Genomic DNA, 21,391 nt, shown 5'->3' with positions numbered 1-21,391 from the left:
CCTATTCAATCATGCCGCGCTCGAGCGTGCCGAGCGCCGCGCGGGCGTCCCATGCTGCAATGCGCTTCTCGGTCTTCCACGTTTGGAAGAACCAACCGGCAGCCGGCGCAAACGAAGCCAGCTGATTGGCGATAAACACGCGCTCGTAGGCATTGCGGCCCTCGGGCGTAACCGACGAGTTGGCAAAGATCGCCGCGCCCGACCATTCGCCCACCAGCACGGGGAACCCAGTTGAAATCGCTTCTTTAAGCTCGCGCTTGTTACGCGAAATCGCCGTCGTCAGCCCGCGGGGGCTCGTGATGTCGAGCGCATGCTCGTCGCGGTAATGGTACAGGTGAAGGTCCATGTAGACGTTCTTGTACTTGGCGCCGCGCATAAAATGCTTCCACTCGCTGGGATGCCCCGACGACGAGAAAACGACGATCTTATCCTCGGGCATATACGAACGGACGAGCTCGTAAGCATCGCGATAGAAATTGCGCAGGTAGTGAGCAGGAATGCCATCCGTCATGGTGAAGAGGCTCTTGCGGACACTCATCTGCGGCGTATCCAGCAGCTCAATACCCAGCAGGCTCTCGGCCTCGCCGTAGCGATCGGCCAAGCGCTCGAGCACGTCGAGTGCGACATGACGACCGTTGGTGGACGAATGCCACTCGGCAACAGCCTCCGGCGTGGCGGGCGAATCGTTGGAATCGCCCTGGCCACCGGGCACAGTCGCCAGGTCAAGCAGCACGCGAATGTTGTACTTGGCAGCCCACTCAATCGCGCGGTCGATGTAATCGACAACCGAGATGTAGGAGGCATCGGACTCCTGTGAGCCAAAGGCATACCAAGGCACCGGCAGGCGCACGGCGTTGAGGCCGATCTGCGCCATGCGACGGAAATCGTCCTCGCTCACAAACGTCTCGTAATGACGGCGCATGCGCTCGTTATAGGCGGCGGTGCCCATGGCCTCCTGCAGCTCGGCCGCGTTGGATGCACCGGTCGCCGCGTATAGCGACGGGGTCACCCAAGGCTCGGGAATAAACCAGCCAGAGAGATTAACGCCGAGTATCCTCTCCATCACTGCCCCCTTCGGATCGTGCAGGCCGAGCCTGCATCGTATTGCATAGGAAAAGTATCGTTTTGAGTATACCCGCGCATGCGGACAGACGACCGAACGGTCTGTAAAGTGGCGCAAAAGCGGGAGGAATGTCTGAGCGGGCGGGCCCGAGATGTGCACGCACGTCGGAAGTAAGCGCCGGAAAGCGCATCCCACTCTGAAGCCAAATTCCGGGACGCAATTTCCGCAGAGCCCTCAATAAAAGAAAAGGACCCCTTTGCAGAGGTCCTAGTCAATTCAAGGTGGCGGGGAAGGGAATCGCGTCCGCGCGCTGCGCGGACGGACCGCTGCGGCGCTTGCGCGCCTTGCGAGCTACGCTGGAAAACGCTTGCGCGTTTCCTCAGCTCCGCGCCCTCACGGGGTTCGATTCCGTGCATGGGCTACATAAAAGAAAAGGACCCCTTTGCAGAGGTCCTAGTCAATTCAAGGTGGCGGGGAAGGGAATCGAACCCCTGACACGAGGATTTTCAGTCCTCTGCTCTACCAACTGAGCTACCCAGCCATTTGAGGTGTGCCTTGTTTCAAGGCTTGATTAGTATAACCAAGGACGCGTTCCGGTCAACCGAGAATTTTAAAAAAGTTTTTGAGCACAGCCTCGGTTCTATAAATCGGCACGTCAGAGGCATCAGCCGGCAGCAAGAAGTTTTTCACTCAGAGCCGCACGGGCAAACTCACTTGGCGTCATCCCCTCGGCAGCCGCCCGTCGACGAATGGCCTCCTTCATTCCCAGAGGAATCTTGACCGACAGCGTTGCCGTCCCCTCACCTGAGAGCGGGGGCCGTCCATGCACGATCCCACCAACGGTGTGTTCGCCATCCGGAAACTCTCCGCGCTCGTACGACTCGCACCACGCGTCAATCATTTCATCCGTTACAACCTGACCATTAGCGGCCGTATACGTCTTGCCCATCATCGACCCCTTTGCCGAGCCTGTTCAATCTCCTGCCAAAATTTCTTCTGGACTGGAGACAAGGCATGAATGATAAGCCACCCACGGACAAGCTCGACCGCGACAAGCTCCACGCTTCGTCCGTCTGGGAGCCATCCAATCGCAAGCCATCTCGGCGGCTCGTCCTTCGACTCGCGACGAATGCACTCAGTAACCGCAAGCCAAGCGCTAAGCACCTGCTTTTCCGTCAGGTGCTTTTTAGCGTTGGGATGAATCTCAACATCCATGCATCTTCTCCTCCATCTTACCCAATTTCGTATGACGAAAGTCCACTGTCGCCAATTCTTAAGCCGGCACGCGTTGGAGAGCAGGGGTCGAAACAATGATTGAAGGACGCTCTAGTACGGCCCAGGCGCCGGGGCAGGAGCACATGCGCCAAGGGCGGACGTTTTCGTAGCGCGCGAGGATATTGCCGTCGCGATCGATGAAGGCGATGTCGATGGGATAGGCCATAAAACACGTATGGACCGAAGAGCAGCGTGGAAACGCCATGACGAGCGGCAGGCCGTTGGCGGCAACCGGACGCCGTCCCAGCATGCCGCGCAGGCGCACGACAAACGACTCCGCCACCACAAACTCGGCCGGCGTCCAACCCAGCCTATTGAGTGCCCGCGCGTAGACGATGTAGGACGAGACCGCGGTCACATGACCACCCCCGGACGCCATGGATCGACCGTCACCGCACGCTCGTGCGACAACGTTGTCGGCGCCCCCAGCGGAACGCCAGCGATGCTGAGAGAAGTCGGCCACGGCTCATAGTGCATGGTGCAGGTGTAGGTCCTAAACGTACCGGATAGGGAGAGCAGGCCACCATCCGATGCCTCCGCGCCTTGCTCGCTCGACACTTCGATCTGCAAGTCATAGCCTTCCATGGCATTCAGAATTTGAGTCTGAACCGTCGCCGAGGCATCGGCAGAGCTTTCGTCGCCCTCCCCCTCCGACGCCACGGCGTGCGCCAACACGATGTCGGGCACCACGCGGTCGAAGCGCGCAACAGCGCTGGCAAAGATCATGACGTTGTACACGATGAGTGCCAGCACCAGCAAAACGGGCGTAACCACTGCCATCTCAACCGTCGCTTGGGCGCGCTCCTCGCGCAGACGCATGCGGATACTCATTACGACCCACCGCCCAGAGCGCCAACCAGCGTGGCGACATCGACGGTGAGCGGGATGGAGCCGCCGCCGGGCAGAGGAATCTCCGCAAGTGTGAACACCGTACCGCTAATGGTGCGTTCGACTTGATATTCCAACGCCTCGCAAAGCGCCTTGGGATCGGTCACGCCCAACGGAATACTTCGCAGTTTGTCTTGCGTTTGAGAGAGACCCGCAATGTCAGACCCCGGACTCTTAATGACGTTGGCGGAATCGGTCAGCACCGGCTTTCGCAGGCGCAAGTCGCACGGTTCCAAACCCAGCGCCGCCACGGACGCCGAAACGGTATCGCCGAGCCACGATGCAATGGAGCCCAACGCACCGCTGCCCCCTCCTAGGTCTTTAATCATCTCGTCCATAAGTTCGTCGGCCGAACCTTGGATGTCTCCGTATCCCACGAGTAGCCGTCCCCAAACATCCATGACGCCGTCGAGCACGCCGGCAACGCCGCCCGAGCGTTCCTTCAATGTCGAGAAAAATCGCGAAAGCACGTTGTTTTGCGCCGTCGCCTCATCGGGCGCCAGCACCGCGGCAGAGATAGCACCGCGATCGCCAAGCCTGACTGCCGCGTTAAACGAGGAGTTAAGTTGATCGGGGCTGGTAATGTCACCCGAAACTGCAAAGGCGACCACGCCGTTGCGGCCAGGTGGGGCGATACGCGGGCGCTCGCCGGAAAGCGCTTTAATGGCCTGGTCAAACGCATTGCCCGCACGGTCGGCCTCATCCTCGGTCTGACGCTCAAGTTCGAGTTCTTTGTTGCGGCATTCGACGTAGTCTTCCAGAGCCTCTTTGAATCGATCAAAGTGGTACTCAAAGCCGTTTTCGATAGAAGTCGAAGGAGCCGCAACGGCACCGAGCGACGAAACACCAAAATGGCATCTATTGCATTTGTCCTGCCCGTCATAAGCAGCAACCGAGGCCAGCCCGCATGGCGCCCCCTTCTTATAGTTGGGGCAACTCGTTCCGTAATGCAGATACGTCTTGCCATCGATGGCACTGGTTGGCCACACCGTATCGGTATAGAGTTCCGTCGCTCGCACCTCGTCAGTGTTGCGCGGCAACAGCGGGATATAGGAAGCGACTTCATCTCCGTCCTCGGTTACATATGCACGATTGACCTCTGTACTCGCATAGGTGTAAAACGCCTTGCGCGCCGCCGACTCCGCCTTCGTCTCGACGCTTGAACCCTGCGGTTTTTCGTCTGCCAGGCGTTGACGGTAGTAGGTCTTCGCGCGGTCGAGCGCCACCTGTGGCTCCCACGAAATGCTCGAGGCATAATGCGGGTTCTGCTCACCCGAGAGCTTTGCCAAACTCCTCGTACGTTCCCACATGCATGAACAGCTACCGACCGAAGCCGGAACCGATCCACCGCAATCCGCAAGCCAGGCGCGTTCTTTTGCTTTCGCCGTCTCCTCCAAGGCCTTCTGCAGCTCATCTGCTGCGCGCTCCAGATCTTTCGATGTGTCTTTAATGGCATCGGTCGAGATCTCAGAACCCTCGAGCGCAACGAAATCCGACTCGGACGTCCTGGGCACGGCAAGCGCCGTACCGGTATAGGTCACACTATCGGTATCCTGCGCCGACACCGCCTGCGTGGCACGCGCGGCAATCAGATACGGCAGAGCCGTCTCGATTTTCTGCAAGCCTTCCGATGCGCTTTTGGCAAACTTGTTGCGCGTTTTAATGATCTCAATCCCGGTGTCGACCATATTGCCGGCAACTGGTTCGGCACCCGGGATGAGGATGGCGACCAGGCCCGTCCCGATCGTGGCAAACCCCGCTAGCCCCAGACTCAAGATGCTCGCATCAACCACCGTGGCAGCCGTGTGATAGGACGACACTACGTTGGCACCCGCCAGCGCGCCGCTATCGGCCGCCACCTGGGTGTCCCCCGCGCGCGACATGCTCCATATCGCCGCGGTCGACGAAAACAACAACGTGAGCACCACTAGGATGACCACGGCAGAAGAAAGCGTGGTGTAGGCACCGTCTTCGATAAACAGGTCGATACCGGCGCGGCCCATAAAGCCGCCTCGCTTGCGATGGCAGCTCGGACGGCGCGTCAAAACGCGTCTAGACCAGAAACGCTTAATCCCATGCAGCAATCCACGAATCATAATCTCCCTCCAGCCATTCGGGACGTGATTGATACGAGACATCGACCTTGAGCTCAACGTAGCCACCCTCGGCGGTACCACCCATAGCCTGCGCAAACGCACCGATCACAGGCAACGGCTTGACCTCGCCGGAAACGGACACGGACGAGACGCCACCCGCATCGGCCCGGCTAAGCTCAATATCCCACGACAACGGCCCGCCGGCATGAAAGATCGAAACGTTGGGCACTGCGGCAAGCCGGCGGCGGGTGAACTCCTTAAGATCGTCGTCCTCCGCCGTCGTCGTGATCATGAGCCGCGCGGTCTCGGCGGCGGCAGACTCCATGACCGCGCGCGTATAAAGCAGGCACACCGGTTGCAGTGCGAGAAGGATGAGCGTCAGAAACGTCGGCAGCAAAAAAGCGGCCTCGACCGTAGACTGCGCCCAGTCCTCGCGCGCGATATCAATACAACGCGATGTCCTTAGCGCCCGCAGCGGCGTCGATAACCGACGTCGAGGCAACGCCATGGGATGCCGCCCGCTCAACCAGCGCCGCCAAGCGTCCATCGGTGCCAGCACGCCAAAGTCCCACAATCGCCAGCACGATCGATAACAGCGCCACCGTGACGATGGCGTATTCCACAGTCGCTTGGGCAGATTCCTCGCGCAGGACGTCATGCATTTCACGACCCCTCCTTTGAGTTCGATGCCTGCGGGCTCAGGCGGATCACGCGCAGGCGGCACGAGGCATCGCCGGCATCCGCGGCAACCGTCACCATATCGACCCAGCCGCGCCCATCGCGCACGATGGCGCCCCATACGTTGCCCTTAATATCAAGATAGCCGCTCAGGGCGAGCTGGGCCGTTGGCACCTCGCGGTAGGCGCGTAACATATCCGCCGCTGCCTCGGTCATCGGTCGGTCCTCAGACCATGCAAGCCGGACCGTAATCGCGTTGTCCCCAGGCGAATCCGTCGCAGTGCCAGACCGCTTGTCGAGCGTCCGCAGAAAGGTTTGCGCCGTGACAGCGACATCCGAATCGTCCGCATCTCGCATCTCATCTTTTTGAGACGCCACCGCCGAATCTGAGCCCGAATCGAAGGCGGCCCCAGGACGCTGCTGCCGCGCGGCGTTAAGCCCCCAAAGCACCGCCGCTATCGCCACGGTCAGGCAAGCAAACACCAGCAGCACCCCGATGGGGCGCTCGCCCTCTACAGGCTGTTGATGCCCTCGCTGATAGCGTTCCATAGATCTTGGACCTTGCCCTTAAATGCGACGATGGCGATAATCGCGATCACCACGAGCACGCCGACCAAGATGGCATACTCGGTGGTACCCTGTGCACTCTCCTCCTGCAGTAGCTCCTTGGCGCGCTGACGAACATGTGCCGCCCGGCAAAACGCCCAGCCCTGGACCTTGCCAGCAGCGTCAGTCATCGTGTTCATGTATTCCTCCCTACATCATCCCGCCTGCTCCCAGCAGCGGGCCCAATATGGACAGAAGCAACGCCGGCAAGATGAGCGTGCCGGTGGGAATCAGCAGCTTGACGGGCGCACGCTCAATCTCGCGCTCGACCGCGGCGCGATGAGCCGCACGGATCTCGCGACTTTGAGCGGCCAGTGTCTCGGCAAGTGGGGCACCCAGGGCGAGTGCCTGCCCCACCGTAATGGCAAAGGTCTCGAGCGCTCGCACGTCCAGGTCGCGCGCGGCGGCCAACAACTCGTCCTCACGCGTGCCCACGCCCACCTGCCACGCCATGCAGGCCCGCTCAAGGCGAAGAGCCAGCACTGACCGGCGGTTGGCGCAGAAAATCTCAAGCGCCGCATCAAACGAAAGGCCGGCCGAAAGACCCAAGCGCACAACATCGATCATCTCGGACACTTCGCCGAGCGACACTCGCGCCGGGCCGCCCGCTCCAACCGCGCCCTTCACTCGCGCGGTCAGGGCATCGACCACCGAGCGACCCGCGGCAGCGACCAGCACCGCCTCGCGCTTGCAGGCCCCTGCGATCTTGCGCGCATCCGCCCGATCCAAACCCGTCGCGACAAATACACTCAGGGCACACAGGCAAGCCACAACTGCAACCAGGGCGCTCATAGCTCCACCCGCATAATGCGCCGGATAACCACCAGGGCAACGACGTTGAGGGCTAGACCCAGCACCACAGCGCCCGCACCGGCAGGCGTCGCAAGACCGCGACGAAAATCTGCCGAAAGCAGCGCCAACACCGCGCACATGCCCGCCGGCATCGCCGCGACCATATGCGCAGACATGCGAGCCTGCGACGTCTTAACATCCAGGCGGCGCTTGAGCTCAATGCGCTCCCCCACCATGCTCGACGCCTCGGACAGTAAGTCGGCAAGCGGAGCACCGGTGCGCTGAGACACCTTAAGCGCCAAGGTCACAAGCGAAAGGCCGGGGGCGTCGATGCGCACGAGCAAGTCATCGAGCGCGTCGGTCGCCGAGATGCCGCAATCGATCGCCGCCGCTACCCGCAAAAACTCGGTATGCACCGGTTCTTGCGCATGAGCGCCCACAAAGCGCATGCCCTGGGCCAGCGAATGTCCCGAGGCAAGCGACATGGAAAGTGCGGTAAACGCCTCGGGCATGGCCTCTTCTGCATCGTGTTGCTCGCGCCGGCTCTCAAAGCCATCCCGAGCGGCGCCAGCGGCAATCGGAGCAACAAGTCCCAAGGCAAACCCGAGGGGCGATAACGACACCATCGTTAGCAAAACGCAGCAGACACCGCTCGATAGCAGCAGAAACGCCAAACGCCCCGAAGCATCTTCGATCACGAGGCCAAGGCGACGCGCCGGAGCCAGCGATGCCCACGAACGGGCAATCTTTTTCAGCAGATCGTTTTCCACCAACTCACGCGGCAGCTTCTCTGCCACCGTCTCGAACGCCTGACGCGCCAGCTCCGCCGGCGGCACCTGCGGCACACGAGGTTCCGCCCCGCACGCCGTCGCGACAGAAAACCCTGCCAAACCCCCTACGACGAGGGGCACAGCGACCTCCATTCGTCCACCTCCTCTTGTGTGAGCGTCCCCGACCGCAGGCCTTCTGCGATAAACGGCGGCTCGCGGTCAAGCGTCCAGGTGCGCTCGGCGGCATCGAAAGTCACATAGCGCTCGAGCTCTACGCCGCCCGACGCGGCGCGACGCACCCCCGAATACGAGGAGACGAAGCGCCTGCCATCGGCGTGGCGCTCGGACATCACGATGCCGTCGAGCGCCATGGCAATCTGCTCTTCGATGAGCTCGCTCGGCAGATCGATGCCATAACGTGCAAGCAACGTCAGACGCACCACGGTCTCCTGCTCGGAACCCGCATGAAGCGTGGTGAGCGACCCGTCGTGGCCCGTGTTCATGGCCTGCAACATGTCGCAGCACTCGGCACCGCGCACCTCGCCCACCACGATGCGGTCGGGGCGCATGCGCAGGGCATTGGTCACCAGGTCGCGGATCGTCACCGCGCCCTCGCCCTCAATTGAAGCCTCGCGCGCCTCTAGACGCACCACGTGCGGATGATGCGCAAACTTGAGCTCGGCAGAGTCCTCGATCGTCACGATGCGCTCGCCGGTGGAAATCTCACATGACAACGCGTTGAGCAGGGTGGTCTTACCAGATCCCGTGCCTCCCGCAACCGCCAGGTCCTGTCGCAGCGACACCGCGCACGACAACAGCTGCGCATACCAAAGCGGCAGCGACCCCAGCCCCACAAGCTCGTCCAGCGAGCAGATGCGGTCCGAGAACTTTCGGATGGTGAGAATCGGTCCGTCAATCGCCACAGGCGGAATCACCGCGTTGACGCGATAGCCCGTTTTGAGGCGGGCGTTGACGATGGGGCTGCGCTCGTCGATACGGCGGCCAAGTGGCGAGATGATGCGGTCGATAAGCACACGGATCTGTTCATCATCCTCAAACGCATGCTCGATGGGGTGCAAGACGCCGCCGCGTTCAAAGAAAGCCGAGCGGCAGCCGTTGATCATGATCTCGGTAACGGTGTCGTCCTCGATGAGCGGCTGCAACGGCCCCAGGCCCACTACGTCATCCAAAATCTCGTCGATGATGGTCTCGCGCTCGGTCGTCGCGAGATCGGTCGGTTCCTCAACATTGAGCGCCGCCTCCACCGCGGGACGCAATTCCGAGCGGGCAAGTGCCGGGTCGATATAGGCGCTGATACGCGCCACTTCGTCGTAACCCATGCGGTCCATCACGGCGCACTTGGTGCGTCGTTTCACCGCGCGGCGACGCCCCGCATCTACAGGCGCTGCCCCCGCTGCAGCGCCGGCAGCCTTAATCCTCGTTTGCAGGCTCATCGCTGATCACCCTCGCGCGACCAGGGAAGGCGGATACGCGGGCGTTCGGTGCGCGTTGCACGGTCGGCGACCATATCGCTCCAAGGGCCGACGGCGCACCCCAGTTCCACGAGCATCTCGCGCGTGGCCTCGCGCACGCTGGTCGCAAAAGCGCTGGTCTGCCCCACTGCCTCATCAGCGCGCCCAAACGCCATGAGCGCGGCGAGATCCTGCCCGCCATCGGCGATACGAATCTTGGAGCTCAGCGCACAGGCAATCTCAAAGCGCATGGCGACGTCCTCGTCTGCCCCGCGCGCACCGAACCGGTTGAACACGGCGCTCATGCGCGTGCGCGGCACACCTACTCGACTTGCCAGTTCAATGACGCGCGACGCCGATGTCGCGGACGACACCGCAGCATCGCCAACGATCAGGCAGCGGTCGCTCGCCGCCACCGCAGCCGCCACGGCGTCGCCCCAAAAGACCGAGGTATCGATAAAGACTACGTCGGATTCGCGACGCAAAACATCAAGCAGTAGCTCCACCGGACGTGCCATGAGCTCGGCTTGCTCGGGCGCCGCAACGGGACCCCAGAGCGTAACGCCTGGCGCCACGCGCATCGATGTGGCTACGATATCCGGCTCGGTGAGCGCGCCCGCCGCCGCCGGCTCGATAAGTGCCGCCATATCGCGCGGAGCATCGACGCCTAACAAGTCGTAAAGGTTTCCAAACATCAGGTCCAGGTCGAGCACGGCGGCACGCAAGCCCAACAGCGACGATGTGTGTGCCATGGTGGCAACGATCGTCGACTTGCCGCAACCGCCCGAACCCGAAATGGCGCAGATGACCGGAGCTCGATGCTGCGGAGCGGCAGCGTCTGCCGGCGGCATCGGAGGCGGCGGGGCGGGCGTCGGCGACAGCGTCCCCGTCTCCCCCGCCGCAACCACACGCTGCGTCCAAGCCGGCATGGCAGCTTGTTCGGTCTGCAAGGCAGGCTCGTTCTGTGCAATCTGCTCATGCTGCATCAGCGACAACTCGCCGCACCCGGCAAAGCCCTCAACTTCGTCGAGTTCATCCGCCAGATTCACGCCGTGCACGTATCCCATATCTACAGCCGGGGAGTCGCCAGCATGCTGTGCCGGCCCTCCAGCGTCATCGTATACAAGGGGGTTCCGGGGGCGCCGACCATGCTCGGCTTCCGCTTTTCCATAATCATCAACACGCGGGCCTCTTGTAGCGCGAGGCGCCCCGGGTTCCCTATCAACAAAAGCATCGGGCTCAATCGTCATGCGCCGATCGGAATCAACCGCTCCCTCGCCCGCGCGCCCGTTGCCGCATATACTGTGCGCAGCGATGACCTCGGTCGCCCCCGCGCGAAACAGTCCCTCGATATCCGACGGATCGAGCGCTTCTATCAACACGACCACGCGACTCACGCGGCCTTCGGCCGTCAGGCGCGCAACAGTCTTGCGCACATCTTCGATATCAAACAGAGACGCCGCGATGATGGCAGCCCCGCGGCGCGACGGAAACGCCCGCGCCATGGAAACCAGCCCGTCCAGGTCACCCACGCGAAGCACCTGTGCACCCGCATCACGGCCCTCGACTTCCTGCTGCAACAGCCCGTAATCGCCGCACGCGCAGCACGCAAGCCAGATCGCCTTCATCACTCGTCGCCTCCGCTCTTTTTGCCGCGCGCCGTGGCGGGAATCGTCAAGCTGACCGTTCCCTTGCCCGAGGCTCCCAGCAGTTCCTTGACGTCTTCGGGGTCAGCCGCCAGCGTCACCCATTCGATCTTGCCCTCGCGCGTGGCACCGGAATTCTCACTGGTATCGATCACGTGCGCGCCGCACAGTCGATCGGTTACGCCATCTTTTTGCACGTACACGTCCACATAGCTGCCCACGCCCGTGGCACCGCCGACCGAGTGCTCGGCATCGACCGCCACCGAAACGGCGACCTTGCCCTTAGGCACCTCGAGCTTGTGGCTCTCGGCCTTGGTGTAGACATTGCAGATCACGGCGTTTTTGGGAATACGTGAAGTCGTCACGTCGCCGCGTACCTGGCGCAGCTCGGTCGCCGCGTCACGCGGCAGCAAACTCGTCAGCCATTCCTGGGTTATGACATTGGTCTCATCGAGGGTCTCGCCCACATCGATATCGCGCGCCGCGACGCATACCTCGACGCGATCGCCACCGTACTTGGCCAAGGTCTCAGCCTGGACCTGTTCGGCTTGCGAGCGGATCGACGAGCCGTAAACCATGCAGAGCAGAGCAGCGAGCACGCCCGCGACCAGACTGATGGCGATGCGCTTGCTCTTGTTCACGGCCGCTCCTCTCATGGCAGTGCCGGGCGAATGCCCGTACCACCATTGTCTGGGTGGTCAGAGTGCAAAGCGGCGCAATCGCGATCTTGGTTTTCGATGTCAAACCAATCGCTGACCAAAAGCTGACCAGCCCGTCAAGCTCGTGGCAAGGTTTTGGTCAGCACGTCAGCAAACTGCATGTTTCGAGGCTTTTCCGCAGCAAAAAAGCCGTCTCCCGAACAGTTGGGAGACGGCTGTCATAGGAAAAATCAATTACAGATGGACATCGGGATCGAGCATTTGAGCGCTCACGCGCATGGATGACGCCAGGTTTTGGAACGTTTCCAGACGCAGGCTGTCGATCTGCCCGGCGTCCTCGGCCTCGCGAACGGCGCAGCCCGGCTCATGGGTATGCGTGCAATCGCCAAACCGGCACGCGTGCGATGCCTCGACAATCTCGGGGAAGGCGCACGCCAGACCCCGCTCGTGACCCACGAGCGGTAGGCTGCGCAGGCCCGGGGCATCGGCGATCACGCCGGCGTCGCCCGGCAGCGCCACCATCACGCGCGCGACGGTAGTGTGACGGCCCTGGTCGTCGCGTTCGCGCACACCGCCGGTCGCCAACGTATCGTGGCCCAGCAGTGCATTGAGCAGCGTCGACTTGCCGGCACCCGACTCGCCCAGAATCATGGCGCAGCTCCCGGCAGGCACGCAGGCACGGACCTCGTCCAGGCCGCGGCCCTCGGCAGAAGACGTCACGATCACGCGCACGTCCGGGCCCACTAGGCGGCGCACGCGGTCCAGATCGCGCTCGAGCTCCTCGGCATCGCAGCGGTCAGCTTTGGTGAGCACCACCACCGGCTCGGCATCGCAGTCGAGCGCCAACACCAGCGAGCGCGCCACGCGGTCGAGCAGCACCTCACCGGCACCGAGCGCCTGCACGATTAGCACGCTATCCACGTTGGAGCAGAGCACCTGGCGCTCTCCACGGGCACGGCCGCGCCAACGCTCAAAGCTCGTACGGCGTGGCAGCACGCACTCAATCACGCCCATATCGTGCCCGGGAGCGCGGCGCACCGCCACACGGTCGCCCACGGCAGGCAGCAGGACCTCGTCCTCGCCGCGCGACTTGGCAAACCCCACGGCATGCTCGGCGCGGAAGGCGTCATCGGCAGTCGCCACCAGCGGAAACCCGCGATCCAAGCGCACCACGGCGCCAAGCTGCATCTGCTCGGGCTCCTCGGCATGTGCGCAAAAGTCGTCAAATGCCGCCTGCTGAGCTTCATCGACCGGCAGGTCATCGAACGCCGGAACATCCTGCAGCGCGTCGAGTCCCGGCACGTTTGCCAGCAGCTCCTCGGCTGATGCGGGGGCCTCGGTCGCAAGCTTCCGACGACGATCGCGCTTAGCCCGCGCCCCCGTCGTCTTTTTCTTCGCTTTAGCCTTAGCCTTGCCCACAAGCGCCTCCCAGCACCATAAATCACAACTGAGCAGGTATTTTAAATCAAAAAGAGCTGGCCGGGCAAAGCCCGACCAGCTCACAAACTTTCCCTCAGCCCTTTTCATCCGCACGGGAGAAAAGCCAGCAAGGATACCGCAGGGCCCGCCCGCCGGGAGGGGTTTCCTAAGGGCACATCCCGCAGCCGCAAAGCGGCGAGGACGTGCCCGTGGAAACCCCGCAGGCGGTCGGGCCCGGACAGGTACGTTACTCCTTCTCGACCGCGCGCATGATCGCCTTGTAGATCTCCATAAGCGGGATGATCAGGAAGGCCAGACCCAGCGCGGCAAGAACGCCCTTGAGCTCAAGCGTCACAGGGCCGAAGAACATCTCGGCAAGCGTCGGCTGCACGGTCACGATCACCGTCAGCACCAGTGCCAGCGCGGCGGAAGCCCACAGCCACTTGTTCTGCTTCTTCATGGTGAACAGCGACGCACGACGGCTGCGCATATTGAAGCAGTGGAAAATCTCGACCATGTTGAGCGTGATGAACGCCATCATCACGCCTTCCTCGTCGGCATTGCCGGCGATCATATCGGCGATGTGGATGTAGCCCATGTCAAAGTACACGCCCACAAAGAAGCTCGCCAGCACCAGCACGGTGATGATCAGGCCCTGGACCACGCAGTCCAGACCCATATGTCCGGCAAAGACGCCGTCCTTGGCGTTGCGCGGCTTGCGCTTCATGATGTCGCCCTCGGCATCCTCCATGCCCAGCGCGAGCGCGGGGAAGCAGTCGGTGACCAGGTTCACCCACAGCAGCTGCACCGGCTGAAAGATGGTAAAGCCGATGAGCGTGGCGATAAACACCGAGAACACCTCGGCAAGGTTGGCCGAAAGCAGGAACTGGATGACCTTGCGGATGTTGTCGTAGATGCGGCGCCCCTCTTCGCAGGCACCGATGATGGTGGCGAAGTTGTCGTCGGCAAGTACCATGTCGGCGACGTTCTTGGTGACGTCGGTACCGGTGATGCCCATGCCCACGCCGATGTCGGCGCGTTTGATGGACGGGGCGTCGTTGACGCCGTCGCCCGTCATGGCCACGATCTGGTCGCGTGACTTCCATGCCTCGACGATGCGGGTCTTGTGCTCGGGCTGGACGCGGGCGTACACGCCGTAGTCCTCGATGTGCGCGTCGAGCTCCTCGTCGCTCATGCGATCGAGGTCGGCACCGGTGATGGCATGGCTGCGATCGGTGACGATGCCCAGCTGCTTGGCGATGGCCACGGCGGTGTCGATGTGGTCGCCCGTAATCATGACGGTGCGGATACCGGCGTCGTGCGCCTCGCGGATGGCGTCGGCGACCTCGGGGCGGACCGGGTCAATCATGCCGGACAGGCCGCAGAAGACCAGGTCATGCTCGAGCGCGGCGGGGCTGCAGTCGGCCGGGACCTCGGTGTAGGTGCGGCTCGCCAGCGCCAGCACGCGCAGGGCCTCGTCGGCCATGGCCTTGTTGGCGGCCACGAGCTCGGCGCGACGCTCCTCGGTCAGGGGGACAACCTTGTCGCCCTCGTAGATATGGGTACACAGGCCGATCACCACGTCGGGCGCGCCCTTGGTGTACTGCTCGTACTCGCCGTCCAGGGTCTCGACGACCACGGACATCATCTTGCGGCCCGAGTCAAACGGGGCCTCGCCCACGCGCGGATGCTCGGCAGTCAGGCCAGTGAGCCCCGCCTTGCCGGCATCGTTGACGAGCGCACACTCGGTCGGCTCACCCACAGCCTCGCCCAGTTCCTCGTCCCACTGGGCGTCGGAGCACAGAGCCATGCCGGCCAGGAACTTCTCCTTAGGCGCAGCGAGCTCGTGCTTGACGACGGTCATCTTGTTCTGGGTGAGGGTACCGGTCTTGTCGGAGCAGATGGTCTGTGTGCAGCCAAGGGTCTCGACGGCGGAAAGCTTGCGGATGATTGCCTGGCGCTTGGCCATCTTGGTCACGCCAAGCGACAGCACGATGGTCACGACGGCGACCAGGCCCTCGGGGATGGCAGCGACGGCGAGCGAGACGGCGACCATAAAGGTATCGAGCAAGGCTGTCGGGTCGGTGAGGACGTTGCCCACGCCGTGACGGATGATGTCGACGCCAAAGATGACGACGCAGATGACGATAACCATGATGGTAAGGATGCGGCTGAGCTCGGCGAGCTTCACCTGCAGCGGCGTGAGCTCTTCCTTGGCCTCGGCCAGGGCGCCGGCGATCTTGCCCATCTCGGTGTTCATACCGGTGCCGACCACGACGGCGCGACCGCGGCCGTATACCACGGTGGAACCCATGTAGCACATGTTCTTGCGGTCGCCGAGCGGCACGTCGTCGATGCCGGCGGCGAGCTCAATGACGTTGGCATGCTTCTCGACGGGCACGGACTCGCCGGTAAGGGCGGCCTCCTCGATCTTCATCGTGGCGCTCTCGAGCACACGGCAGTCGGCCGGGACGGAGTCGCCCGCCTCGAGCATGATCACATCGCCGGGCACGAGCTCGGCGCTCGGCAGGTGCACGAGCTTGCCGTCGCGCAGCACCTTGGACTGCGCCGCGCTCATCTCCTGCAGGGCCTCGAGGGCCTCCTCGCTTTTAGCCTCCTGAACCACGCCCAGCACCGAGTTGACGATAACGACGAACATGATGATGGCGACATCGGCAAAGTCCGCCTCGCCCTTGACCATGCCCGTGAGCGCGCTGATGACGGCGGCAACGATCAGCATGATAACCATGGGGTCGGCCATCTGCTCAAAGAAGCGCTTCCACAACGGCGTCTTCTCGGCTTCCTCGAGCTTGTTAGGGCCTGTCTTGGCGAGGCGCGACGACGCCTCGTCGTTGCTCAGGCCGAGGTTCTCATCGACACCTTGGTCGCTGAGTACCTCCGCCGCGGCGGACAGGTATTCCTTTTGCATATAGAGTCCCCTCCTGGGATTCGGGCCACTCAGCAGATTGATGCCCGATCATAATTCCCAGGAGAAGGGCAAGGGCTCATCAAGGCTGCCGTGCTGAGCGGCAGTTGATAGTGGGGCTATGGTACCCCAAAGCGGCGCGTCTAGCCAAAACATTCCAATTGGAAACACGGCTCGAGTGCAACGATGCAGACCGTGTGATGCTCAACATTGATAAAACGTTTTTTCTTCGGTGCATCATCAAACTGAAATATCGCCCAGATAGCAGCGGTCAGAACGGTTGGTAAAGATTTTTCATATACCGTTTTTACCGCAAAAAATGAACTTCTAATTCGGCATACGGTCGATTTTTTGAGGTATTCGGTCGGCATTTCGTTATAATCATCTCAGTTTAATTTCTTATGGTTTATCTATCAGCGCAAGACGATGTCAGATGGAGGTCTGAATGTACAAGCGCACCAAGATTGTATGCACCATGGGTCCCGCCTGCGATAGCGACGAGACCATCCGCGAGATGATCAAGGCGGGCATGAACGTCGCCCGTTTTAACTTCTCGCACGGATCCTACGACGAGCACCACGGTCGCATCGAGCGCGTCCGTCGTATTTCCAAGGAGCTCGGCATGCCCGTCGGCATCCTGCTCGACACCAAGGGCCCCGAGGTCCGCACCGGCCTTTTGGTCGACGGCAAGAAGGTTGCCGTCAAGACCGGCGACAAGATCGTCGTCACCGCTCAGCCCACGTCCGAAGATTTCCACGGCACCTCTGAGCACATCTCCCTCGACTACCTGGCTCTGCCCTCCGAGGTCGAGAAGGGCTCCCTTATCCTGATCGATGACGGTCTGGTTGCCCTCGAGGTCGAGTCCGTCGACGGCCAGGACATGACCTGCGTCGTTAAGAACGACGGCCTGATCGGCGAGCGCAAGGGCGTCAACATGCCCAACGTCAACATCTCGCTGCCCGCCATCACCGAGCGCGATCGTCAGGACATCCTCTTTGGCCTGACCGAGAACATCGACTACATCGCCGCTTCCTTCATCCGTGACGGCGAGTCCGTCCGCGGCATCCGCGAGCTTTGCCGCGAGAACGGCGGCGAGCACGTGACGATCTTCCCGAAGATCGAGTGCGCCCTGGGCGTCGAGAACTTCGACGAGATTCTCGAGGCTTCCGACGGCATCATGGTCGCCCGTGGCGACCTGGGCATCGAGATCAAGCCCGAGCTCGTTCCGCACATCCAGAAGGAGATCATCGCCAAGTGCAACGCGGCCTACAAGCCCGTTATCACCGCTACGCAGATGCTCGACTCCATGCAGCAGAACCCGCGCCCGACGCGCGCCGAGGTTGCCGACGTTGCTAACGCCATCTACGACGGCACCGACGCCGTTATGCTCTCTGGCGAGTCCGCTGCCGGTAAGTACCCGGTCGAGGCCGTTAAGATGCAGGCCAGCATTGCTCTCGAGACTGAGAAGTACCTCCCGGCTCACGCTCCGCTCGAGGTTCCGGCTGACGCTCACGGCACCCGCGTCGTCAACAACGTTGTGGGTATGTCCGCTGTGAACATGGCTACCACCGTTGGCGCCAAGTGCATCACCGTGCCGACGACCACCGGTCGTACCGCTCGCCTGATCTCGCACTTCCGTCCCAACATGCCGATCTGCGCGTTCTCCCGCCACGAGTGGGCCGTCCAGCAGATGATTATGTACTGGGGCGTTATCCCGCACCAGGCCGAGATCACCCAGGGCACCGTCAACGGCACGATCGTCAAGGCGATCGAGACCGCTAAGGAGCTCGGCTACGTCGAGACTGGCGACCTGACCGTCGCTACCGCCGGCGATCCCCGCATGAGCGTCCAGCTCGAGGACAAGGTCTCCTCGACCAACGTCGCTTACGTCGCTCAGGTGCGCTAAATCGCACTTGCAAGCAGACTTGCATTGCAAAGGGCCCGGAAGGCTTCGCCTTCCGGGCCCTTTTTCTGTGCGCTAAAGCCGGGGCACGGCAAAACACGCGCCCATTTCTTTACCAAAAGCGCGAAATCCGCCCTTCAAGGCCCAGAACTAGGACTCCTGGCTCCAAAAGTGTTCGCCCGGCGGCAAACCCACACCCCGTGCAGAGCTGCTATATCGTTTTAGCAAGGTCAAGATCAGCCACGTTTTCGGAAGTATGCGGCAAATTCTGAGACCTCCGAGCACACCCCGTTTTTTCGCAACAAAATGCCTGATAAACTAGCCTCAAAAGCCAGGTCTGCTCACAGGGTTCAGATTTTGCCGCATACTTCCGAATTGACGCTGGCACTCCTTAATCCATAGGCACGCTTTTCAGCCAGGAGGGCATCGTGGATCTGACGCTATGCGGCCAAACTGCTTTTAACTATCACCGCATCCCGCCGCAAATACTGGGTCTTTACCCTGCCATTAGCCTTGGCAATATGGATCGCAGATGTTGCGGCCTCAGAAGTCATGCGGTTGTAAAAGACCTGCTTCACGCACCGCTTCACAGGCTTGTATTCACCCGGGCACAATCCGGGTCGCGAAGCCTGTTTAAATCGCATCTCCTGACCCAAGAGCCACCTCCTGGGTCGTTTAGGCAGACTGAGCATGGATTTGATGTCACGTCGCCCGAGTTTACGCTGCTCAACCTTGCTGCGAAGGTCTCACGCAACCAGTTACTCATGGCTTGCTACGAGATGTGCGGCTCCTTTGCAGTGTTTAAGCCCTGCGAGCGAACGCAGCAACAACTCGATGAATCTATTTCGCTTAAGCTCATTCCACCCAACTGCGGCTGGGAGCGAGTTAACGACACCAAGGGCAATGACACCAACCTGTGGAAGCGCCAACCGCTCCTCAGCGCGGCGGATATTGCCGCGTTCGCTAAGCAGGCCGCAGGCCTGCGCGGCGTTAAGCAGCTCCGCTGGGCGGCCGAGCACATGACGGGGCAGACCGCCTCGCCTTTCGAAGTCCAAACATCCATACTCGTCTCACTCCCCCGTGACGAGGGCGGCCTGGGTATCGGCATCACCAACAACGTGCGCATCCCACTCAGCGACGCCGCGCGCTCGCTGTATGACAAAACCTGCTGCTACGCCGATATCCTCATCGAGAGCGCCACCGACAGCATGGGCGTCATTTTGGAATGCCAAGGCCGCTCCGCCCACGATGGCGAAGCCGCAAGCCTCTCCGATGCCGAACGCACCACCGCGCTCACCAGCATGGGCTACGATGTCATACAAATTACCTACGACCAGATCAAGGACAAGAAGAGCTTTAACAACATCGCCGAGCTCATTCATAAAAAGGCGGGGCTCCCCTACATCCCAAAGACCGATCAGGAACGTACCGCTGAAAATGCCCTGCGACGGGAGCTGTTGGTCGATTGGGTTGAACTGTTCACCGTTAAGCCGGCCGGCTAGCAGCTAGCGATCAGGGGGACTGCGGGAATGTCAGAAGCGGCAACGCGAGCCGCAAATCCTGCCTCGGTCAGCTCGATGACCTCGGTAAACGTTGCATCGAAAAACTCCTCGGTTAGCAGGCGATACGGCGGATGATCGGGCTCGCCGGGGTTTTCGCGCACGATCTCGTGCATAACGCCGATGGTCTTGAGCACATACTCCTTATGGATGGGATACTGCCCAAAACGTGCCGCAGCGGTATACAGGCGATCGGTCGCGCGCGGAATCGAAACAATGCCGAGCGTCTTGCCAAACCAGTCAAAGTCGCCTTGCTTTTTAATGCGGAATTCCTCGCACGGCTTGCCGCCGTGCGCCTCCAGGTACTGATTCACGCGTGTATTCCATACGGTATCGGCCACCAGATGCGACCAGACACCCAGTGTCAAATCAAGCAACGACTGCGCCACGTCCTCGGACGCAAGCGAGAACTCACGAGCGCTGGGACCGACAACCGGCTCGGCATCCTTGTAGCGCTGGGGATAGTGCACGCGGTTCAGTCGCTCGCGTTCCTCGATAATCGAGGTCGCCGCGGCTGGCGCACCGGTGGGCGAACTTTTAAGCAACGGTGCCACATAGGTATCCCAGAACTCATGCTCACGAGGCTTAGGGATAGGCTCGGGCTTTGCAAAGTGCGTAATGCGGTACGGGATGGGATCGGCGATGCCAGGGACCATATAGCCCACGAAGATATCCGGAACCACGCAGCCAAACAAAAAGGCATTGCGGTCGCGCACGCTATTGGCAAGCGCACCAGTGCGCTCCAGCAAACGCTCCGTCTGAGCGATATGAATGTTCCAGCTTGGCATAGCCACCCCCATAAAAAACCTGGATAACTATACCATCACGGCAAAGCCGCGCGGACGGCTACGCACGCTCTACGCAGCAACTAGTCCGTAGCACCGTTTTCAGTTCCATACGACGACGAAGACGCCTCGACCACATGGTGATATCGATCGATATAGATTGCACGGGCACCCAGGCGTCGCACCAAATCCTGGTGATGCGTGCTCATCAAGACCGTCTTACCCGCCGCGACGTAGGCCAGCAAGAAGTTGACCACGATGTCGCATGAATCCTCGTCGAGCCCATTGGTGGGCTCATCGAGCACCAGGATATCCGGGTTCATCGACACCACCGCAGCCAGCGCAACGCGCTTCTTTTGCCCGCCCGAGAGCTGATAGGGAGAGACGTCGACAAGGTCGGCAACCTGGAACAGCTCCATGGCATCGCGCACGCGGCGCTCGAGCTCGTCTGCCGGCAGCCCCATCTGCGCGGGACCAAAAGCAACTTCCTCGCCCACCGTAGCGCAGAACAGCTGGGCGTCGGCATTCTGGAACACAAAGCCCACGCGCTGATGAAAACGCTGAGCGGCCGCAGAATCCTTTAGAAACGCCGCATCGACCGCATGCCCGTCGAACAGGTACGCACCCGCGTCCGCAAGCTCAAGGCCGTTGATAAGACGCATAATCGTCGTCTTGCCGCAGCCGTTAGGACCAAGCAGAGCAACGAGCTCTCCACGGTTCACCTGCAATGAAACGCCATCGACCACCGTATGACCCGCATAGGAAAACACCACGTCGCGAAACTCGATGAGCGGCGTGACCTCGGCGCCGGCAGCACCGCTCGCACCCATCGCGTTATTCGTATCGTTTGCCAA

At 61.6% G+C, this 21,391-nt stretch carries 22 protein-coding genes and 1 tRNA gene; 2 read left to right on the top strand and 21 right to left on the bottom strand.

Annotated features, from left to right (window positions below; translation table 11 throughout):
* Position 1: 1 nt before the first annotated feature.
* The 19 genes from ACGHIZ_RS01615 to ACGHIZ_RS01525 all read right to left on the bottom strand — a co-directional run bounded on the left by ACGHIZ_RS01615 (position 2) and on the right by ACGHIZ_RS01525 (position 16,661).
* Positions 2–1,063 carry a glycoside hydrolase family 5 protein gene (locus tag ACGHIZ_RS01615; RefSeq protein WP_138113978.1) on the bottom strand — a complete coding sequence of 354 codons (1,062 nt, stop codon included), beginning with the start codon at positions 1,061–1,063 and terminating at the stop codon, positions 2–4.
* Between the two features lie 468 nt (positions 1,064–1,531).
* Positions 1,532–1,604 (bottom strand) — tRNA-Phe (locus ACGHIZ_RS01610).
* Positions 1,605–1,727: 123 nt separating this feature from the next.
* A complete protein-coding gene (locus ACGHIZ_RS01605) occupies positions 1,728–2,012 on the bottom strand; it encodes a ribbon-helix-helix domain-containing protein (RefSeq protein WP_035137167.1) in 285 nt (94 codons plus the stop codon).
* Positions 2,012–2,278 carry a hypothetical protein gene (locus tag ACGHIZ_RS01600; RefSeq protein ID WP_117736226.1) on the bottom strand — a complete coding sequence of 89 codons (267 nt, stop codon included), beginning with the start codon at positions 2,276–2,278 and terminating at the stop codon, positions 2,012–2,014. Before ACGHIZ_RS01600 ends, ACGHIZ_RS01605 begins: the two co-directional genes overlap by 1 nt.
* Before the next feature lie 58 nt (positions 2,279–2,336).
* Complete coding sequence (locus ACGHIZ_RS01595; RefSeq protein ID WP_138113976.1) at positions 2,337–2,717, bottom strand: DUF192 domain-containing protein; 381 nt, start codon at positions 2,715–2,717, stop codon at positions 2,337–2,339.
* The gene (locus tag ACGHIZ_RS01590) at positions 2,693–3,169 is read right to left on the bottom strand and encodes a TadE/TadG family type IV pilus assembly protein (protein WP_055285913.1); all 477 of its coding nucleotides are present in this window, start codon (positions 3,167–3,169) and stop codon (positions 2,693–2,695) included. The genes ACGHIZ_RS01595 and ACGHIZ_RS01590 overlap by 25 nt, the downstream gene beginning before the upstream one ends.
* Positions 3,169–5,229: a hypothetical protein gene (locus ACGHIZ_RS01585; RefSeq protein WP_138114453.1), complete on the bottom strand. Its 2,061-nt coding sequence runs from the start codon at positions 5,227–5,229 to the stop codon at positions 3,169–3,171. The genes ACGHIZ_RS01590 and ACGHIZ_RS01585 overlap by 1 nt, the downstream gene beginning before the upstream one ends.
* 64 nt (positions 5,230–5,293) lie before the next feature.
* Positions 5,294–5,719: a pilus assembly protein gene (locus ACGHIZ_RS01580; protein WP_229030339.1), complete on the bottom strand. Its 426-nt coding sequence runs from the start codon at positions 5,717–5,719 to the stop codon at positions 5,294–5,296.
* Between the two features lie 46 nt (positions 5,720–5,765).
* Complete coding sequence (locus ACGHIZ_RS01575; protein WP_138113972.1) at positions 5,766–5,984, bottom strand: hypothetical protein; 219 nt, start codon at positions 5,982–5,984, stop codon at positions 5,766–5,768.
* Between the two features lies 1 nt (position 5,985).
* Positions 5,986–6,549, bottom strand: a complete 564-nt coding sequence (locus ACGHIZ_RS01570; protein ID WP_217495597.1) for a hypothetical protein — start codon at positions 6,547–6,549, stop codon at positions 5,986–5,988.
* Positions 6,513–6,746, bottom strand: a complete 234-nt coding sequence (locus ACGHIZ_RS01565; RefSeq protein WP_089572694.1) for a hypothetical protein — start codon at positions 6,744–6,746, stop codon at positions 6,513–6,515. The genes ACGHIZ_RS01570 and ACGHIZ_RS01565 overlap by 37 nt, the downstream gene beginning before the upstream one ends.
* 10 nt (positions 6,747–6,756) lie before the next feature.
* Positions 6,757–7,398, bottom strand: coding sequence for a type II secretion system F family protein (locus ACGHIZ_RS01560; RefSeq protein WP_117746903.1), 642 nt, complete (start codon positions 7,396–7,398; stop codon positions 6,757–6,759).
* On the bottom strand, positions 7,395–8,288 hold the full coding sequence (locus tag ACGHIZ_RS01555; protein WP_229030340.1) for a type II secretion system F family protein: 894 nt from the start codon (positions 8,286–8,288) through the stop codon (positions 7,395–7,397). Before ACGHIZ_RS01555 ends, ACGHIZ_RS01560 begins: the two co-directional genes overlap by 4 nt.
* Positions 8,289–8,293: 5 nt before the next feature.
* Positions 8,294–9,622, bottom strand: a complete 1,329-nt coding sequence (locus ACGHIZ_RS01550; RefSeq protein WP_138113966.1) for a CpaF family protein — start codon at positions 9,620–9,622, stop codon at positions 8,294–8,296.
* Positions 9,619–11,268 carry a P-loop NTPase gene (locus ACGHIZ_RS01545; protein ID WP_161145129.1) on the bottom strand — a complete coding sequence of 550 codons (1,650 nt, stop codon included), beginning with the start codon at positions 11,266–11,268 and terminating at the stop codon, positions 9,619–9,621. The genes ACGHIZ_RS01550 and ACGHIZ_RS01545 overlap by 4 nt, the downstream gene beginning before the upstream one ends.
* Entirely contained in the window at positions 11,268–11,927 is a 660-nt protein-coding gene (gene cpaB, locus ACGHIZ_RS01540) for a Flp pilus assembly protein CpaB (protein WP_227790272.1), read from the bottom strand. Before cpaB ends, ACGHIZ_RS01545 begins: the two co-directional genes overlap by 1 nt.
* A 252-nt stretch (positions 11,928–12,179) precedes the next feature.
* Positions 12,180–13,133, bottom strand: coding sequence for a ribosome small subunit-dependent GTPase A (gene rsgA / locus ACGHIZ_RS01535; RefSeq protein ID WP_175406139.1), 954 nt, complete (start codon positions 13,131–13,133; stop codon positions 12,180–12,182).
* Positions 13,134–13,611: 478 nt separating this feature from the next.
* Positions 13,612–16,293 carry a cation-translocating P-type ATPase gene (locus tag ACGHIZ_RS01530; RefSeq protein ID WP_138113960.1) on the bottom strand — a complete coding sequence of 894 codons (2,682 nt, stop codon included), beginning with the start codon at positions 16,291–16,293 and terminating at the stop codon, positions 13,612–13,614.
* Between the two features lie 140 nt (positions 16,294–16,433).
* Entirely contained in the window at positions 16,434–16,661 is a 228-nt protein-coding gene (locus ACGHIZ_RS01525; protein ID WP_217495596.1) for a hypothetical protein, read from the bottom strand.
* Between the two features lie 74 nt (positions 16,662–16,735).
* Here ACGHIZ_RS01525 and pyk point away from each other — a divergent pair, with 74 nt between their 5' ends.
* Together pyk and ACGHIZ_RS01515 are read left to right on the top strand one after the other, a co-directional pair.
* Positions 16,736–18,196 (top strand): pyruvate kinase, encoded by a 1,461-nt coding sequence (pyk, locus tag ACGHIZ_RS01520; RefSeq protein ID WP_138113958.1) that lies wholly within the window; start codon positions 16,736–16,738, stop codon positions 18,194–18,196.
* 761 nt (positions 18,197–18,957) lie between these two features.
* Entirely contained in the window at positions 18,958–19,695 is a 738-nt protein-coding gene (locus ACGHIZ_RS01515) for a DUF559 domain-containing protein (protein WP_138113956.1), read from the top strand.
* Here the strand turns inward: ACGHIZ_RS01515 and ACGHIZ_RS01510 are convergent.
* Positions 19,692–20,540, bottom strand: coding sequence for a hypothetical protein (locus tag ACGHIZ_RS01510; protein ID WP_229030341.1), 849 nt, complete (start codon positions 20,538–20,540; stop codon positions 19,692–19,694). The genes ACGHIZ_RS01515 and ACGHIZ_RS01510 overlap by 4 nt on opposite strands.
* Positions 20,541–20,620: 80 nt before the next feature.
* A complete protein-coding gene (locus ACGHIZ_RS01505) occupies positions 20,621–21,391 on the bottom strand; it encodes an energy-coupling factor ABC transporter ATP-binding protein (protein ID WP_138113952.1) in 771 nt (256 codons plus the stop codon).

It is taken from the genome of Collinsella sp. i05-0019-G5 (assembly GCF_042851345.1).
Taxonomy (GTDB): Bacteria; Actinomycetota; Coriobacteriia; order Coriobacteriales; family Coriobacteriaceae; genus Collinsella.
Note: the sequence above shows the minus strand (reverse complement) of the source record. Positions and strands in the feature narration are given on the sequence as shown.